Origin of the sequence: Paracoccus suum, from assembly GCF_003324675.1 — a bacterium.
GTDB lineage: Bacteria > Pseudomonadota > Alphaproteobacteria > Rhodobacterales > Rhodobacteraceae > Paracoccus > Paracoccus suum.
This window is the reverse complement of sequence record NZ_CP030918.1, coordinates 2,967,835-2,985,602: the sequence shown is the minus strand read 5'-3', so window position 1 is coordinate 2,985,602 and position 17,768 is coordinate 2,967,835. Positions and strand designations below refer to the sequence as shown.

At 68.6% G+C, this 17,768-nt stretch carries 9 protein-coding genes; 6 read left to right on the top strand and 3 right to left on the bottom strand.

Features of this window, described 5'->3' with window-relative positions:
- Window positions 1–750, bottom strand: coding sequence for a CAF17-like 4Fe-4S cluster assembly/insertion protein YgfZ (gene ygfZ / locus DRW48_RS14490; protein ID WP_114077043.1), 750 nt, complete (start codon window positions 748–750; stop codon window positions 1–3).
- On the bottom strand, window positions 747–2,447 hold the full coding sequence (locus tag DRW48_RS14485; RefSeq protein ID WP_114077042.1) for an ABC transporter ATP-binding protein: 1,701 nt from the start codon (window positions 2,445–2,447) through the stop codon (window positions 747–749). Before DRW48_RS14485 ends, ygfZ begins: the two co-directional genes overlap by 4 nt.
- A gap of 346 nt (window positions 2,448–2,793) precedes the next feature.
- Between DRW48_RS14485 and DRW48_RS14480 the strand changes: the two genes are divergently transcribed.
- From DRW48_RS14480 to DRW48_RS16565, 6 genes are all read left to right on the top strand, one after another.
- Window positions 2,794–3,750, top strand: coding sequence for a DnaJ C-terminal domain-containing protein (locus DRW48_RS14480; protein WP_114077041.1), 957 nt, complete (start codon window positions 2,794–2,796; stop codon window positions 3,748–3,750).
- Complete coding sequence (locus DRW48_RS14475) at window positions 3,747–4,148, top strand: hypothetical protein (protein WP_114077040.1); 402 nt, start codon at window positions 3,747–3,749, stop codon at window positions 4,146–4,148. The genes DRW48_RS14480 and DRW48_RS14475 overlap by 4 nt, the downstream gene beginning before the upstream one ends.
- A 221-nt stretch (window positions 4,149–4,369) precedes the next feature.
- Window positions 4,370–13,003 (top strand): glycoside hydrolase family 94 protein, encoded by an 8,634-nt coding sequence (locus DRW48_RS14470; RefSeq protein WP_114077039.1) that lies wholly within the window; start codon window positions 4,370–4,372, stop codon window positions 13,001–13,003.
- The gene (locus DRW48_RS14465) at window positions 13,000–14,193 is read left to right on the top strand and encodes an RsmB/NOP family class I SAM-dependent RNA methyltransferase (RefSeq protein ID WP_114077038.1); all 1,194 of its coding nucleotides are present in this window, start codon (window positions 13,000–13,002) and stop codon (window positions 14,191–14,193) included. The genes DRW48_RS14470 and DRW48_RS14465 overlap by 4 nt, the downstream gene beginning before the upstream one ends.
- Window positions 14,194–14,202: 9 nt before the next feature.
- Window positions 14,203–16,089 (top strand): two-component system sensor histidine kinase NtrB, encoded by a 1,887-nt coding sequence (locus DRW48_RS14460; protein ID WP_422385737.1) that lies wholly within the window; start codon window positions 14,203–14,205, stop codon window positions 16,087–16,089.
- Window positions 16,014–16,370 carry a response regulator gene (locus DRW48_RS16565; protein WP_422385736.1) on the top strand — a complete coding sequence of 119 codons (357 nt, stop codon included), beginning with the start codon at window positions 16,014–16,016 and terminating at the stop codon, window positions 16,368–16,370. The genes DRW48_RS14460 and DRW48_RS16565 overlap by 76 nt, the downstream gene beginning before the upstream one ends.
- 61 nt (window positions 16,371–16,431) lie before the next feature.
- On the opposite strand, the gene DRW48_RS14455 is transcribed toward DRW48_RS16565, so the two are convergent.
- Window positions 16,432–17,757, bottom strand: a complete 1,326-nt coding sequence (locus DRW48_RS14455; RefSeq protein WP_114077037.1) for a sigma-54-dependent transcriptional regulator — start codon at window positions 17,755–17,757, stop codon at window positions 16,432–16,434.
- Window positions 17,758–17,768: the final 11 nt, after the last annotated feature.

Below are 17,768 nucleotides of genomic sequence, written 5' to 3'. Positions count from 1 at the left end.
TCAGCCCGGCGGCACGGCGCTGATCGCCGCGTCATCCGCCATCATGTCCGGCCCCATGCGGTCATAGCGCATCTGCGCGATGGCGGCGCCGCCGGACTGGGTGAACAGCGTGCCGACCTCACGCGAGTCCCGGGTGATCGGGGTGCCCGCCGGCGCGCTACCGGAAATTGCGACCTGCATCAGGCCTTTGCGCAGTTCGGTCTTGTGTTTCATCCGCGCGGTGACCTCCTGCCCGACGTAGCAGCCCTTGCGGAAGTCGACGCCGTGCAGCCGCTCGAACCCGGCCTCGAGGATGAAGGTCTCGTTCGGGATCAACTCAATCCCGGCCTCGGGGATGACGTGGGCGACCCGCACCGCATCCCAGTCGGTCCCGTCATCGCCGGGGGCGTCGCCCGCACCGTAAAGCCGCCATCCGAGCGCCGGATGGCGCGGGTCGGGCAGGGCGCTGGCCGGGGGTGCCCCGGTCCCGCGCGAGACCGAAACCGCCGCGGGCGACAGCGTCACGTTTGAGCGCAGCTTGTACATCGAAAGGCGTTGCATCAATCCCGCCGCCTGGCCCTCGTCCGCGTCGAGCCAGAACCCGTCCGGCCGGGCGACGATGAAGAAATCCGCCAGATACTTGCCCTGCGGCGTCAGCAGGGCAGCATAGGCGATGCCGTCCGCCTCGGCCCGGTGGATGTCGTTGGTCACCAGCCCCTGCAGGAAGGCGCCTGCCTCCGGGCCGTCGATGGCGATTACCGTGCGCGTCATTCCTCACCTCCGAACTGCAGGTGCACCAGCGAGGCATAGACTCCGCCCCGGGCCATCAGGCTGTCGTGCTGGCCTTCCTCGACTACCTGTCCGTCCTCCATGACCACAATCTTGTCCGCCTTGCGGATGGTGGACAAGCGATGCGCGATGACCAGCGTCGTGCGCCCGTCCGCCAGACCGTCCAGCGCCGCAGCCACGATCCGCTCGGATGCAGTGTCGAGGGCGCTGGTCGCCTCGTCCAGCAGCAGGATCGGCGCGTCGCGCAGCACAGCGCGGGCGATGGCGACGCGCTGGCGCTGGCCGCCCGACAGGGACGAACCGCGGGGTCCGGCGGGGGTTTGCAGGCCCAGCGGCAGCGACCGCGTGAACTCGGCGACATGGGCCGCCTCGACCGCTCGGGTCATCTGCGCCTCGGGCACTGTCCGGCCGGGGGCGATATTCTCGGCGATGGTCTCGTCGAACAGCGCCGCATCCTGCGTCACCACCGAAAACTGGTCGCGCAGGGTCGCCAGGTCAAATTCGGCCAGCGGCACGCCGCCCAGCGTGATCTGCCCCGAAGCCGGGTCGACCAGCCGGGTCAGCAGGTTGAAGACCGTGGACTTGCCAGCCCCGGAAGGCCCGACCAAAGCCGTGGTGCGTCCAGCCTCGGCGGTGAAGGACAGCCCGCGCAGCACCTCGCGCCCGTCGTATTCCAGACGCACGTTGTCGAGGACGATATCCGTCGCGGGCGGTCCTTCTGTGCGGGTTCCCGACCGCACGGCGGGGCGCAGATCCAGAATGGCGTAGATCCGCTCGAGGCTGGCGGCGGCGGTCTGCCAACTGCCCGCCAGCCCCCCGAGGCGGCGCAGCGGCTGGAACGCCAGCGACATGGCCGTGAAAAATGCCATGAACTCGCCGACCGAGCGCTCGCCCCGCGTCACCTGTGCGCCGCCCAGGGCCAGCACGCCGACAAAGCCGAGGCCGGTCACGATGTCGATCAGCGCAGGGATCAGTGCGCCGGTGGCGCTGACCTTGATCTGCGTGCGGCGGATCTGGTTGACGATGGTACTGAAACGGTCGGTCTGGTAGTCTTCCAGGCGGTTCAGCTTGACCGCCGCGATGCCGTGGAGCACCTCGTCCAGCCGGGTCGCGCGCAGGCTGGCGCCGGCCCGCATCTGCCGGGTTTTGCGGCGCACGTAGCGTTGAACCAGCATGGTCGGAAGGATGAGCAGCGGCGCGCCGATCAGCGCCGCGGCGGTCCATAACGGGTCGATCGTCAGCGCCACCCCAAGCAGCGAGACCAGCGAGATCGCATCCCGCCCGGCCCCGGTGATGAAGGTGGTCCACACGCCCTGCACGGCGGCAGTATCGCCCTGCACCCGCTCGATCACCGAGCCGGGCGGGTTCCTTTGGAAAAAGCTCTGATCCAGCGTCAGGATGTGGCGCAGCAGGTCGACCTGCATCGCGGATGACACCCCGAGCGAGACCGAGGTCATCAGGCTTCGGTTCAGGATCAGCGTGATGGCGCGGGTCAGAAACAGAGCAAAGATCGCCCCGCCGACCCACCAGATGGCGCCCTCGTCACGACCGACGAACACGCGGTCGAACAGCGGCTTCAGCATCCAGCTGAGGATGGCAAGGGTCGAGCCCTCGATGACCATCAGGCCAAAGGCGGCGGCCATTCTGCCCCAGTGCGCGCGCAGGTAGTCATGCCACATCCGCCAGCCAAGCTCGCGCGAGGTGGGATGGGGCGCTGCGGGGGCGGGATCGGAGCGATTCACGCAGGCTCTCGCGCTGACGCGGCCGGGCCGCGGGTGGGGGAGGGATAGCCCGGCCAAGGGGCCGCTCGCAAGGCGTGGCCGGGCGGCCGGGGGTGGTCCGTCGCGTCGGGGGATCACGGGACGTTTGGGCTAGGGCCGCCTCGGAGATGCCCGCTTCGCGTCCCAGCGCCCCATTTCGTCCGCCCCGTATCGTCTATCGTCGCACGATCCGGCCGCTTGCCCTTGACGCGCCGCCGCCTTCACCTTTTCCTGTCCCGGACAGCAAACGGAGTGCGCGGCAGCGATGGCGGACGATCCTTATGCGGCCCTGGGGCTGACAAAGTCGGCCAGCGACGCCGAGATCAAGAAGGCATACCGCAAGATCGCCAAGACCGATCACCCGGACCTTAACCCTGACCCGAAGGCGCATGACCGCTTCAAGGCGGCCTCATCCGCTTATGATCTGCTGAAGGACCCGGAACAGCGCCGCCGCTTTGACGCGGGCGAGATCGACGCCCAGGGGCAGGAACAGCAGCAGCGCCGCTACTACCGCGACTATGCCGGGCAGGCCGACAATCCCTATGCGCAGGGTTACGGCGCAGAGAGCTTTGGCGAGGGCGAGTTCGCGGACGTCTTCTCGGACCTCTTCGGCGGTGCCCGTGCGCGCGGACGGCGGCAGGGCGCGCAGGATTTTCAGGGCTTTTCCCGCAACGCGCGCTCGTTCGACATGCGCGGCGAGGACCTGCGCTTCAGCCTCGCCGTAGACTTCCTGACGGCCGCGCGCGGCGGCACGACCCGCATCACCATGCCCGACGGCGCGACGCTGGACGTTGCCATTCCCGAGGGCGCGCGCGACGGCCAGACCGTGCGCCTGCGCGGCAAGGGCGGCCCCGGCGTCGGCTCGGGCGGCCCGGGCGATGCCTACCTGACCCTGACGGTCGAGCCGGACGCAACCTTTACCCGCGACGGCGACGATATCGAGATCACGCTGCCGATTTCCCTGCCCGAGGCGGTACTGGGCGGCAAGGTCGAGGCGCCGACCATCGACGGGCCGGTCAAGCTGACCGTGCCGCGCGGCGCGTCCTCAGGCCAGCGGCTGCGGCTGCGCGGACGCGGGGTCAAGGGTGCGTCCGGGCGCGGCGATCAGTATGCTGTGCTGCGGATCGTCTCGCCCCCGGTGATCGATAGTGAGTTGGCAGACTTCATGGAACGCTGGCGCAAGAACCATGACTACGACCCCCGGGAGGGGGGCGCGGCATGACCGCGGGGCATCAATATTCCGAGGATGAGGTGCTGGTTATCGTCACCACCCTCACCCGCCCTCGGCTGGTCGCTTGGGTCGAAAGCCGCATCGTCCAGCCGGTCCTCACCGCCCAAGGACCCCGCTATCGCGAGGTCGATGTCGCCCGCCTGCAGACGCTGTGCGACCTGGATGAGAACTTTGGCCTCGCCCCCGATGCGCTGGGGATGGTCATGTCGCTGATGGATCAGGTGCATGTCATGCATGCCGATCTTGAGGCGCTGATGGCGGCCCTCGCGGCAGAGCCGGTCGAAGTGCGCGAGCGGGTGCGAACCGTGATCGCCACCCGCCTCGCACATGGGGGGGCCGAGGCTTCTCCGCAGGATGTCCCCGCGAGCAACCCGGCGGACAACGGCTGAGGCCTCGAACTCCCGGCCGCGGCACCGAAACTGCAGCGCAATCCCGGTGTCCAGCCCGCTGTGCGTTGGAATGATTGCGTTTTGGACAGAGCCGCCAGCCCGCGTGCCGTCTGGTTGCGGCGTGCCGGCTGCGTCTGGCTGAAGGGCCCTGCTGCCGCTATGATTGTGTTCAAGAGCAAGATCGGGCGTCCGCTGGCGGGTTGTTCGGAATAGGGGGACGAATGACGCAGCACGACCGCACGCGCCTTGACCAGGTGATGGCCCGGTTGCGGGGAATTGCGCCGCGCCTTTCCGGCTTTCGCCCCGAGCCGGCTTATCACGAGTTGCGTGACGATCCTGCCCGCCAGCCGCTGCGTGCCGAACAATGGTCCGGCCTTGGCCTGCGCGCGGCCGGCGAGGCGCTGGCGCATGACCCGTCGCGCCATGTCGCCGACCTGATGGCGGTCGACCTGCGCCGGCGGCTCGATGACAATCGTCGCGCCATCCGCGCGAATTACCTCTCCACGCTCGAGGCCGCGCGCGGCGGGCACGTTATTACTCCGGCCGCAGAGTGGCTGATCGACAACCAGCACGTCATCGACGAGGCGTTTCGCCTGCAGCGCGAGGCCCTGGGCCCGAATTTCCTTCGCCACCTGCCGATGATCTCGCTGGCGGGCGGCGACCGCGTCCCCCGCGTTGCCGCGCTGGCGCATGGTTTTGTCGCCATGTCCAACTCCGACCTTCTGCTCACGTCGCTGAACGAGGTCGTCGACGGATTCCAGTCGGTTGCGACCCTGACCATCGCCGAACTCTGGGCCTTGCCCGCTTTCCTGCGCTTCGTGCTGCTGGAGAATCTGCGCCGGCTCAGCGACATGGTGGTCGACGCCCGCCAGAGCCGTCAGCAGGCGGATCGGCTGGCGGATGATCTGGGCCGCGCTCATACCGGATCAGAGCGGCAGCTGCTGCTGGATCGTGCCGAGCCTTTGCTGAAGAATCCTACCTTCGCAATGCAGCTCGGCTATCGCCTCGGCGAAGTCGTGCAGACCGACGAGCGTGCCGAGAGCTGGCTGCACGAGGGACTGAAGGCCCAGGGCGTTACGCTCGACCAGATCGTGCAGGGCGAATATGCGCGCCAGTCGGCGACCAACGTCACCGTCGGCAATGCCATCCGCAGCCTGCGCCGGATGGGCGACATCAACTGGCTGAACTGGGTCGAGGAAGTCAGCCGGGTCGACGAGATCCTGCGCGAAGGAGCCGATTTCGGTGCCCTCGACCAAGCCACGCGCGCCGCCTACCGCGACGCCATCGAGCGCATCGCCCGCCGGTCCGACCATCCGGAAACGGCCGTGGCCGAAGCTGCGGTCGCGCGCGCGGCCGAGGTGCCCGAGGCTGTCGGCGCTGCCCTGATCGGCAGCGACCGTCTGGCCTTTCAACAGTCGCAAGGCTACCGCCCGCCGCTGATCGAAACCCTGCGCCGGGGTTATCAGCGCCTCGGTTGGCTCGGCGTAGCAGGCCCGGCGGCGCTGATCGCGCTTCTGCTGGTCCTCGCCATGGCCGGTCTGTTGCCCGCCGGCACGGGCTGGCCGCTGGGCATCCTCATGCTGGTCGGCGCTTCCTTCGCCGCGGCGGAGGCCGGAATCGGGCTGATCGCGATGATCGCCGCGAGGCTGGTCTCGCCCCGCCGACTGCCGTCCTATGATTTCCGCGCCGGCGTGCCCTCGACCCACCGCACCCTGGTGGTGATCCCGTGCCTCCTCGGCAGCCGCGAGACCATCGACGAGTTGGTTCAGCAGCTTGAATTGCATTACCTCGCCAACCCCTTGGGCGATGTCAGCTTTGCGCTGCTGACCGACTGGCGCGATGCCCAGACCGAGACCCTGCCCGACGACCAGGTGCTGCTGGACCACGCCTTCGATGGGATCGAGCGGCTGGCCGACCTTTACGATCACGGCGGTCGCCGGCGGTTCTTTCTGCTGCACCGTCGCCGCCAGTGGAACCCGTCCGAGGGCCGCTGGATGGGGTGGGAGCGCAAGCGCGGCAAGCTGTCGGAAATGAACCGCCTGCTGCGCGGCGCGCAGGACACCAGCTTCATCCGGACCGGGCCGCTGCCGCCCGAGGGCATCCGTTTTGTCATCACCCTCGACAGCGACACCCGCCTGCCGCGCCAGACCGTGGCGCAACTGGTGGGCAAGCTGGCCCATCCGGTGAACCGACCGCAGATCGACCCCGGGCGGCGGGCCGTAGCGCGTGGTCATGCGATCCTGCAGCCGCGCATCTCGGCCTCGCTGACTACGGGGGCCGAGGCCTCGGTGTTCCAGCGCGTGTTCTCGGTCAGCCGCGGCCTTGACCCCTACGTCTTTGCGGTCTCGGACCTTTACCAGGACCTGCTGGGTGAGGGCAGCTTCACAGGCAAGGGGATCTACGACCTCGACATGTTCGAGACGGTGACCGAGGGGCGCTTCCCCGAAAACACCGTCCTCAGCCACGACCTGATCGAAGGCAGCCTCGCGCGCGCCGCCCTCGTCAGCGACGTCGAGATGGTCGAGGAATTCCCCATCCGCTACCAGGTCGAGCGTAGCCGCCAGCACCGCTGGACCCGCGGCGACTGGCAGCTGCTGCCGTTCATCGTGCGCCGCGGCAATGGGCTGAACGGGACCGCCCGGTTCAAGATGCTCGACAACCTACGCCGCAGCCTGACGGCGCCCGGCTGGCTCGTTGCCTCGGTCGCCGGCTGGCTGGCCCTGCCGCCCGCCGCGGCGGGGCTGTGGCAGCTGGGGCTGGTCGCGCTGATTGCCGCCCTGCCGCTGATCCACCTGGCCATGGGCCTGCTGCCGGGCAGCAACGACGTCGCCATGGGTTATCACCTGCGCCGGGTCGGCCGCGACATCGGCCGCTTCCTGCTCGAGATGGGGCTGCGCTTTGCGCTGATGGCCGACACAGCGGTCAACATGGTCGATGCCATCCTGCGCACGCTTTACCGGCTGACCGTCACCCGCCAGCACCTGCTGGAATGGACCACCGCGAACGACGCCAACCGCGCCGCCTCGGTCGGTCCGGCGGCCTATCTCCGGCTGATGCGCGGGCCGGTCCTGCTGGCCGTGGCCGTCGCGCTTGCCGTCCTGATCATCAATCCCTCTGCGATCTGGGTGGCGGCGCCGTTCCTGGCCGCGTGGTTCGCCTCGCCCTGGATTGCCGCCTGGGTCTCCACCACCATGGAGACCGAGGACCGCCTCGATATCGCTGCGGACGATGCCAAGGCGCTGCGCGCCATCGGCCGCCAGACCTGGCGTTATTTCGAGGCCTTCGTCACGCCTGAGATGAACCACCTGCCGCCGGACAATTTTCAGGACGATCCGGCGCCGCTGCTGGCCGAGCGGACCTCGCCGACCAACATCGGCTTCTACCTGCTCTCGGTCCTGTCGGCCAATGACCTCGGTTGGATCGGTCGGGCCGAGGCGCTGCGCCGGATCGGCGACACGCTCGACACGCTGGAGCGGCTGCCCCGCCACGGCGGCCACTTCTATAACTGGTACGACACCCGCACCCTGCTGGTGCTACAGCCGGCCTATATCTCGTCCGTGGATAGCGGCAACCTTGCCGGCGCGCTGATCGCGCTCTGCGCCGGGCTGAAGATGTGGGGCCGCGAGGCCGAACCTGCGCCGGTCACCCTGGCCGGGATCGAGGATAGCTTTGGCCTCTTCCGCGCCAGTATCGCCGCCCTTCCCGAAGAGGGGCGCGGCGGTCCGCGCCCGATGCGCAAGCGCCTCGACGAGGCAGTCGACCGCATGGCAAGCCTGCTGGCCGAGGCGGGCAGCGGGCCGGATGCCCTGGCCCCGCGCGCGCGCGGCATCGGAACCAGTGCCGAGACCCTCGTGCGTCTCGCCAATGAACTGCATGTCGAGGCTCGTAGCCCGGCCACGGCGGAGGTTCTGGCCTGGGCGCAAGCCTTGCGCGGCTGCTGCGGCTCGGTCCTCGGGGATACCGCCGCTACCACCGATCAGCGCGCGCTGTCGCGCGTTCAGAACGCACTGGCCGAACGCGCCCGGCTGATGGCCTTCCAGATGGATTTCCGGTTCCTGATCGACCCGGAAAAGCACCTGCTGGCCGTCGGCTATCGCCCCGAACTCGAGGAGCGCGACCAGTCTTGCTATGACCTGCTCGCTTCCGAAGCGCGGCTGACCAGCTTTTTCGCCATCGCCAAGGGCGATCTGCGGCGCGAGCATTGGGGCCACCTCGGGCGACCCTTCGCCGCGCTGGGCGGGGTCGATGCCGCTCTGATGAGCTGGTCGGGCTGCATGTTCGAATACCTGATGGCTCCGCTGCTGATGAAGGAGCGCCTCGGCGGGATCCTGAACCTGTCGAACAATACCGCGGTCAAGGAGCAGATCCGCTATGGTGACGAGCGCGGGATGCCGTGGGGCGTCAGCGAAAGCGCGTTCAACGCCCGCGATCACAACATGAATTACCAGTATTACGCCTTTGGCGTGCCGACACTTGGCCTCAAGCGGACGGTCGTCGACGACCAGGTCGTCGCGCCCTATGCGTCGATCCTTGCCAGCCAGTTCCGGCCCGGCGAAGCGGTGCGCAACCTGCGCCGGCTGGCCCGGATGGGCGCGCTTGGGCCCTACGGCTACTATGACGCGGTCGATTTCACCCGCGCTCGCCTTGTCGAGGGCGCGCGCTATGCCGTCGTGCGCAACGTCATGGCCCATCATCATGGCATGTCGATCGTCGCCATCGCCAACGCCGTGCTGGACGGAATCCACCGCGAGCGATTCCATGACGATCCGGTCGTTCAGGCGGCCGAACTGATGCTGCAGGAAAAGGCCCCCCGCGAGATCGTGCCCGTCACCCGGGCCGAGGCGGGGATCGGCCTTTCGGGCGGCGAGGACCGTTACGAGGCCCGGGTGCAGTCGGAAACGACCGACCCGGCGAATGCGCCGCGTGACATCGCGCTGCTGTCGAACGGCCGCTTTGCGGCCTCGCTCAGCTCGACCGGGGCAGGGCAGGCGATGCTGGGCCCGCTGGCGATGAACCGCTGGCTGCCGGACCCCTCGGTCAACCAGGGCGGCATCTTCCTGTTCCTGCGCGATCTGGAATCGGACGCGTGGTGGTCGGCTTCGACCTCGCCGCGGCGGGCGACGCGGGGCGAGGTTGCCTCGACCCTCTTCAGCGACCACAAGGCCGAGTTCTTCAAGATGGCCGAGGACATCGAGAGCCGGATGGAAGTCATCGCGGCCTCGGAAAGCGATGCCGAGGGGCGGCGTATCACGCTGCGCAACCGCTCGGGCCGCGAGCGCCTGATCGAGGTCACCTCCTATGGCGAGGTCGTGCTGGACACACCCGCCAACGACCGCGCCCATCCCGCCTTCAGCAAGATGTTCGTGCGCACCCGCATCGACCTCGAGGCCGGGGCGATCTTTGCCCGGCGCAGGCCGCGCGACCCCAAGGGCAAGGCCTGGTACCTAGCGCATGTGGTGACGGGTGATGACGCCGCCATCCTGCCCGGCATAGAGGCCGAGACCGACCGCCGTGCGTTTATCGGTCGTGGCCGCGGCCTCGGCCGCGCGCGGGCCTTCGATGCCGGCATGCGGCTTGAGGGGCACGAGGGCTTTACCCTTGATCCCATCTTCTCGCTGCGGCGCACCGTGCGCCTTGCCCCGCGCCAGCAGGTCGAGCTGATCTTCTGGACCGTGATGGGCGACAACGAGGAATCCGTCACCCGCGCCGCGCAACACTACACGCTGCCCCGCACCTACGAGCATGAATTGCAGCTGGCGTGGTCTTACAGCCAGGTGCAACTGCGCCACCTCGACATCTCGATGGAGGATGCGACGCTGTTCCGCCGCTTTGCCGCGCTGCTGGTCTACCCCGACCCATCGCTGGCAGCCGCCGACGCGGATCGCCGCGGCAGCCTCGGGCCGCAGTCGGACCTGTGGCCGCTGGGAATTTCGGGTGATGATCCGATCATCCTGGTGCGCATCGACGACGAGAGCGACCTGCCGATCCTGCGCGGCGCGATCCGCATGCACCGCTTCCTGTCGGCACGCGGTATCCATTGCGACCTGGTGATCCTGAACGAGCGTGCCACGAGCTATGTCGGTGACCTGCAGGCCCAGATCGAGGCGATGTGCGAAGCGACGACGCATTTCGCGATGCCCGAAGTCCATGCCCGGCACGTCTTCCGCGTCCGCCGCGACGTGATGTCGGCGCAGACGGCCGCCACGCTGATGGCAGCCGCGCGGATCGTGCTGCACACCCGTAACGGCCGCTTGTCCGAGCAGATCGACCGCCTGGCGGAACGCCGCGCGACGGCCGCGGCCGTTGCCTCAGCCGCCGCTGCGGAGGCCTCGGCATCTGGTCCCGCCAGTGGCACCACGATGGTTCCGGCGCAACGGCGCAGCATCCGCCGGCCGCCGGTCGTGCCGTCCGAGAACAACCCGCCCGCAACCGGCGAGGGGCTGGAATTCTGGAACGGCTACGGCGGCTTTGCCGCTGGGGGCCGCGAATATGTCGTGCGCCTGCGCCATGGCGAATCGACGCCCCAGCCCTGGATCAATGTCATCGCCCGCGACGGCTTTGGCTTTCACGTCTCGGCCGGCGGTGCGGGCTATACTTGGGCGGTGAACAGCCGCGACTATCAGGTCACGCCATGGTCGAACGATCCGGTCGTGAACCGGCTGGGCGAGGCCATCCACATCCTCGACCGCGATACCGGCAAGCTGGCGACCCCCTTCGTCAAGCTGTCCGACGACCCGGACGCACGGTTCGAGGCCTGCCACGGCCACGGCTGGTCCCGCTTTACCGGCACCACTTCGTGGCTGCGGGTGGAGGCGGTCCAGGCCCTCGCGGAGGGTCTGCCGGCCAAGCTGACGCGGCTGCGGGTGACGAACCTGACCACCCGCACCCTGCGGCTGGAGGTTTCGGCCTATGCCGAGTTGGTGCTGGGCCAGCATCGCGCCCGCACCGCCACCGCCCTGCGCGTCGGCTTTGACCCGGAGGCGAGCGCGATCCTGGCGCGCAACCCGTTCGAGACGGCTATCACCGGCCGCGTCACCGGCCTCGCCCTCAATCGCCAGGTAGATGGCTGGCTGACCTCTCGCACCTCGTGGCTGGGTCGCGGCGGCGCGATGATGCGCCCGTTGGCGGTGTTGGAATGGCCGCCTGCGCAGCCGGCCCCCGGCCCCTTCGCGGCCGAGACGAACGGCGATCCGTGCGCCGCGCTGATGTCGCGCCTCATCATCGCCCCCGGCGCGACCGAGGAGGTGACGGTGGTCCTCGCCGACGCGCCGGCTGCCGAAATCTCGGACGTTCTGTCGCAAGCGATGGCGGGCGACGCCTTGCCGCGCGGGCTCGAGGCGGCGGAGGAGGACTGGGACGGTATCCTCGGCGCGCTGCAGGTCGAGACGCCGGACCGCAAGCTGGACCTGATGGTCAACGGCTGGCTGCCCTATCAGGCGCTCGGCTGCCGCTTGCGCGCCCGGACGGCCTTCTATCAGGCATCCGGCGCCTTTGGCTTTCGCGACCAGTTGCAGGACACGCTGGCGCTGATGCTGCAGGACCCGGGCCTCGCGCGGGCGCAGCTGCTGAACGCCGGCAGCCGGCAGTTCCGCGAAGGTGACTTCCAGCACTGGTGGCTGCCCGGCACCGGCGCCGGCGTGCGCACAATGATCGTCGATGACCCGGTCTGGCTCGCCTATGGCACCGCAACCTATGTCGCCGCGACCGCCGATGCCGGCATCCTCGACGAACCGCTGCCCTGGCTTGAGGGGCCGCAACTGGCACCGGGCGAACATGACCGTTTCTTCACCCCGGACGTCTCGGCCGATACCGCCAGCCTGTATGACCACTGTATCGCCGGCCTGCGTCTTTGCCTTGCGCGGACCGGCCCGCATGGCCTGCCGCTGTTCCTCGGCGGCGACTGGAACGACGGCATGAACCGCGTTGGCGAGGAGGGTCGGGGTGAGAGCGGCTGGATGGGCTGGTTCCTGATCGCGGCAATCGACAGTTTCGCCCCGATCGCCGAGTCGCGGGGCGACGCCGGTTGCGCGCAGGACCTGCGGGATCACCGCGCCCGCGTTGCCGAGGCGATGGAAGCCTCGGCCTGGGACGGGGCATGGTATCGGCGCGGCTGGTATGACAACGGTGCGCCCCTCGGTTCGACCGAAAGCGACGAGTGCCGGATCGACTCCATCGCCCAGAGCTGGGCGATGATCTCGGGTGCGGCGCGACCGGACCGGGCGCGGCAGGCGGCGGACCAGGCGTTGCAACATCTGTTCGATGCGGACCACAAACTGCTGAAACTGTTTACCCCGGCCTTCGACCAGACCCAACAAGAGCCGGGCTATATCAAGTCCTATCCGCCCGGCGTTCGCGAGAACGGCGGGCAGTACACCCACGCCGCGGCGTGGATGGTCTATGCTCTTGCCCGTGCTGGCCGTGCGGCCGAGGCGCACCGGCTGTTCGACGCGATCAACCCCATCAGCCACGCCGAAACCCGCGAGGACGCCGACCGCTACCGGGTGGAACCCTATGTCGTCGCGGCCGACGTCTACTCCGCGCCAGAGCGGCCGGGGCAGGGTGGCTGGACCTGGTACACCGGCTCGGCAGGCTGGCTCTATCGCGCCGCGGTCGAGGGGATTCTCGGGATCACGCTCGAGGATGGCGAGGTCCGGGTGCGGCCCAACTTGCCGCCCGGTTGGCCCGGCTACCGCGCCACCCTTCGCCGCCCGGGCTGCCCCGAGCAAGTGATCGAGGTCAAGGCCGCCGCCGATGGCACAATCGAGGTCACCGGCGCCGAACTGGCCCGACCCACGGCGCTGTCCGGCCGCCCGGCTGCTGCCATCCCGTCGCCGCAAGTGCGGGCGGGGGAGTGACCCCCTCCGCCCGCGCGGACGCCGCGATCACCATCCTCGATCGCATCCTGGCCGGCGCCCCGGCCGAGGCGGAGCTTCTGCGCTGGTCACGCGCCAGCCGCTTTGCCGGATCGGGCGACAGGGCGGCCGTGCGTGACCTGGTGTTCGACGCCCTGCGCCGGCGCCGTAGCCTGGCTGCACTCGGGGGCGCCGACACGGGTCGTGGCCTGATCCTCGGCGCCCTGCGCGACAGCGGCACCGACCCTGCGTCCGTCTTTGGCGCCGGCCCGCACGCGCCGCGCGTGCTGACCGGGGCCGAAACGGCAGGTGGGCGTCAGCCGACCGAGGTCGAGGCGACGGATCTGCCGGACTGGCTGCTCCCCGAACTGCAGGACAGCCTCGGGCCGCGCTTGGGCGCCGTGGCTGCCGCGATGCGCGAGCGTGCGCCGGTCTGGCTACGCGTAAATCGCCTGCGCGCCACGCCCGACGATGCCATCACCGCGCTTGGGGCGGATGGCATTACGGTGGTTCCGCATCCCGACTGGCCAGAGGCGCTGGAAGTCGCCGAGGGCAACCGTCGAATTGCCCACAGCAAGGCCTATCTGGACGGGCTGGTCGAACTGCAGGACCTCTCGCCGCAGCTGGCCGTTGCCGCGCTGGGCGATATGTCGGGGCAGCAGGCGTTGGATTTTTGCGCCGGCGGCGGCGGCAAGGCTCTCGCCCTCGCGGCGGCCGGTGCCGCGCGCGTTCTGGCCCATGACGCGAATCCGCGGCGCATGGCCGATCTGCCTGCACGCGCGTCACGGGCCGGCGCCCGTATCACCCTCGCCCCACCCGGCAGCACCACGCTAGACCGGCAGTTCGATCTGGTCGTGGCGGACGTGCCTTGCAGCGGTAGCGGCAGTTGGCGCCGTGATCCGGCGGGTCGCTGGCGGCTGACGCCAGATCGATTGGCCGAACTGGTGAAAATTCAGGCCCAAATCCTCGACCAGGCGGCCTTGCGCGTGCGGCCCGGCGGTCGCCTGGCCTACATGACTTGCTCGCAGCTCCGCCGTGAAAACGATGACCAGATCGCGGCGTTCTGTGCCCGGCACCCTGCCGCGCATGAGGTTTTGCGCCGCCACTTCGATCCGCTGAACGCCAGCGACGGGTTCTTTCTCTCCGTCGTCACGCTGTCCGATGTTAACGCGCCATTAACACCTGCAAGCTAGGGTGGCCGTATGTCCCGTTTTCGCACCTCACCTCGCCTCGCAGCACCGCTGAGGGCTGCGCTCGCGCCGCCGGGCGCGTTCCTGCTGCCATTCCTGATGCTGCCGCTTTTGTTCGGCGCGATCTGGCTGTGGTTCGATGCGGAGGAGATGGTTGCCCCAGGCCACCTTCCGGTGGCCTTCGCGGCAATCGCCCTCAGTTGGTACCTGCTCGGCGGGGCGTTGTCCCTCGGTCGATGGCGACAGGCAGTATTGGCGCGGCGGCTGCTGCGCGCTCGCGTGCCTTCGTTGCAGGCGCAAAGCGGTCAGATCTGGGCCAGCGATCCATCGGGGCAGGTTCTCTGGCAGAACGATGCCGCAAGTGCAGCGCATGGCGATCGGCTCGGCAGCGCGGTGTCAACGCCTCTGGCGCGGCTCAGCGCCGATCCAGCGCAAGTGATCGACGCCCTGCGCATCCGCGTCGCCGGCGGCGGAGTGGCGTCGACCCGCCTGCCGGGCGGGAGCCTGACCCTGCAGTCGCTGGACAGTGATGCGCTGCAGATTTGGCAATTTGCTCCCTTCGACGCCGCGGCCGAGGCCCCAGTGGTCCCGTCTGTAGAGGCCCCGGCGCTGCACGGCTGTCCTGAGAAGGATCTGTTCGACCGCCTGCCGGCCGCACTGCTGCGCATCACTGCCAATGGCCGCATAGCCGAGGCCAACGCACCTGCACTCGCGCTGATGGGCAGCATCCCCGAGGATGCGACCCTCTCACTTCTGCTCGACGGTCTCGGCCGGCCGGTCGATGACTGGGTCGATGACGTAATTCACAGCCGCATCGAGGCGCGCCCCGAGGTGCTTCGGCGCCGAGCAGGGGCTGACTTGCACCTTCAGGTCGCGCTGTCTCCGGACGGTCACGGCGGCGTGCTGGCCATGCTCTCGGACGCCAGCGCCATGAAAACGCTCGAGGCGCAGTTTGTCCAAAGTCAGAAGATGCAGGCCATCGGCCAACTGGCCGGAGGCATCGCGCATGATTTCAACAACCTGCTCACGGCGATCAGCGGGCATTGCGACCTTCTCATGCTGCACCACGATGCCGCCGATCCGGATTACTCGGATCTCGACCAGATCCGCCAGAACGCCAACCGCGCCGCGGCCTTGGTGGGCCAACTGCTGGCCTTTTCACGCAAGCAGACCCTCAAGCCGCGCCTGATCGACCTGCGCGAAACCCTGTCGGACCTGACGCACCTGCTCAGCCGCCTGGTGGGTGAGCGTGTCCGCCTGACCTTTGAACATGATGCAGACCTGCGTCCGATCCGCGCTGATCGCCGCCAGTTCGAGCAGGTGTTGATAAATCTGGTGGTAAACGCGCGCGACGCCATGCCCGCCGGTGGGCGCATCACCATCCGCACGACCAACGTCGTCCGCGGAGCCGACTGCAAGCGCACCCAGCTGCCACTGGGTGATTATGTCCGCGTGACGGTCGAGGATGAAGGCTGCGGCATTCCCGCCGACAAACTCGACAAGATTTTCGAGCCGTTCTTCACCACCAAGCGCACGGGCGAGGGCACAGGCCTCGGCCTCTCGACCGTCTACGGCATTGTCAAACAGACCGGCGGCTATGTGTTTTGCGACAGCGCGCCAGATCGCGGCACGGTGTTCTCGCTGTATTTTCCCGCACATGAGATTGCCGATCTCCACGCCGCGACCGAGGCCGAGGCCGCCGAACGCGAGGCCGCCGCCCCGCCGCTGGTCAAGCAGGCGCATGCGGGCGTCGTGCTGCTGGTAGAGGACGAAACGGCAGTCCGGTCCTTCGCCGCCCGCGCGCTAAGGATGCGCGGTTCGAGGTGCTGGAGGCCGACAGTGCCGAATCGGCCCTGCAACTGCTTGCCGGCACCCAGCGCCAGATCGACGTGTTCGTGACCGACGTGGTGATGCCCGGCATGGACGGCCCCAGTTGGGTGCGCAGCGCGCTGCGCGACCGCCCGGCGACCCGGGTGGTTTTCATCTCGGGCTATACCGAGGACATCTTCGAGGATGGCCGCAGCCCGGTGCAGAACTCGATTTTCGTGCAAAAACCCTTCACGCTCGCGGCCCTGTGCGACGCGGTGGCGACGCAATATGCGGAACGCGGTCTGCGCCAATCGCCGAGCGCGCCGACAGCACAGGCGGTGCCCGCGGATTTCGGGTTGCCGGCCTACTGAGACGGTCCGGCGCTTGCGTCGGGCAGGCGTTGCGACAGCCAGAAAGCCTCAACCGGTCCCGCTACAGGTAATCCCCGCGCGCGAGGCCGTATTTCGCCATCTTCTCGTTCAGCGTCCGGCGCGGCAGGCACAGCTCCTCCATCACCGCGCCGATGCTGCCCTTGTGGCGGCGCATGGTGTTGTCGATCAGCATTTTCTCGAAGCTTTCGACATACTCCTTCAGCGGCTTGCCCTCGGTAGTCGTCGCCTCCTGGCTCTCGTCACCGTCGGCCATCAGCAACGAGGCGATGCTGCCCGAGCCCCGGCGGTTCTGCAGCACGGCGCGCTCGGCCACATTGATGAGCTGTCGCACGTTGCCGGGCCAAGGTGCCTGCAGCAGTTGCGCCGCCTCCTGCGCCGTCACCTGGGGCGGCTCGCAGCCATATTCCTCGGCGAACTGCTCGGTCATGCGCGTGAACAGGGTCAGGATGTCCTCACCGCGCTGGCGCAGCGGGGGCAGGGTGATCTTCAGCGCGGACAGACGGTAGAACAGGTCCGGCCGCAGGTTGTCCTCAATCGCGCGACCCTCGCCGCGGGCATTCGAGATGGCGATGATCCGCGTCTCGGCGCGCACGCCCTGATCGGCAATGAACGCCAGCAACCGCGCCTGCAGGCCGTCCGACAGCGCCTCGACATCCTCGAGGACGAGCGTGCCGGCCCGCGCCTCCTCAATTGCCGGCAGCCCTTCCTCGACCGGGCCAAAAAGGCGCGGGCCCAGCGCGTCCTCGGTATAGGCGGCGCATGAGATCGGAACGAATTTCTTGCTGGCACGCGGGCCGACTGCGTGCAGAGCATGGGCCACCAGGGTCTTGCCGGTACCCGTCTCGCCGTCGATCAGCACATGGCCATCGGCCTGGCCAAGATCCAGGATATCCTCGCGCAGCCGCTCCATCGCGGGCGAGCCGCCGAGGAGCTTGGACATCACCTGCTGGCCTTCGCTGAGGTCGCGCCGCAGGGCGCGATTGTCCAGCGTCATGCGCCGCGCCTGCGTCGCCTTCTTGGCCAGTTCGGTCATGCGGTCGGGGTTGAACGGCTTTTCCATGAAGTCCATGGCGCCAAGGCGCATCGCCTCGACCGCCATGGGCACGTCGCCATGGCCGGTGATCATGATGACCGGCAGCCCGGAATCGACCCCCATCAGCCGCTTGAGAAAGGCCATCCCGTCCATGCCGGGCATCTTGATGTCGGTGATGACCACCCCCGGCCAGTCGGTACCGATCGCCCTCAGGGCATCCTCGGCCGAGCCATAGGTCTCGGTGTCAAAACCCGACAGCACCAACCACTGGCTGATGGACTCGCGCATGTCAGGCTCGTCGTCGACGATCGCGATCTTCATCGGGCGTGTCATGGCCTTCGGCC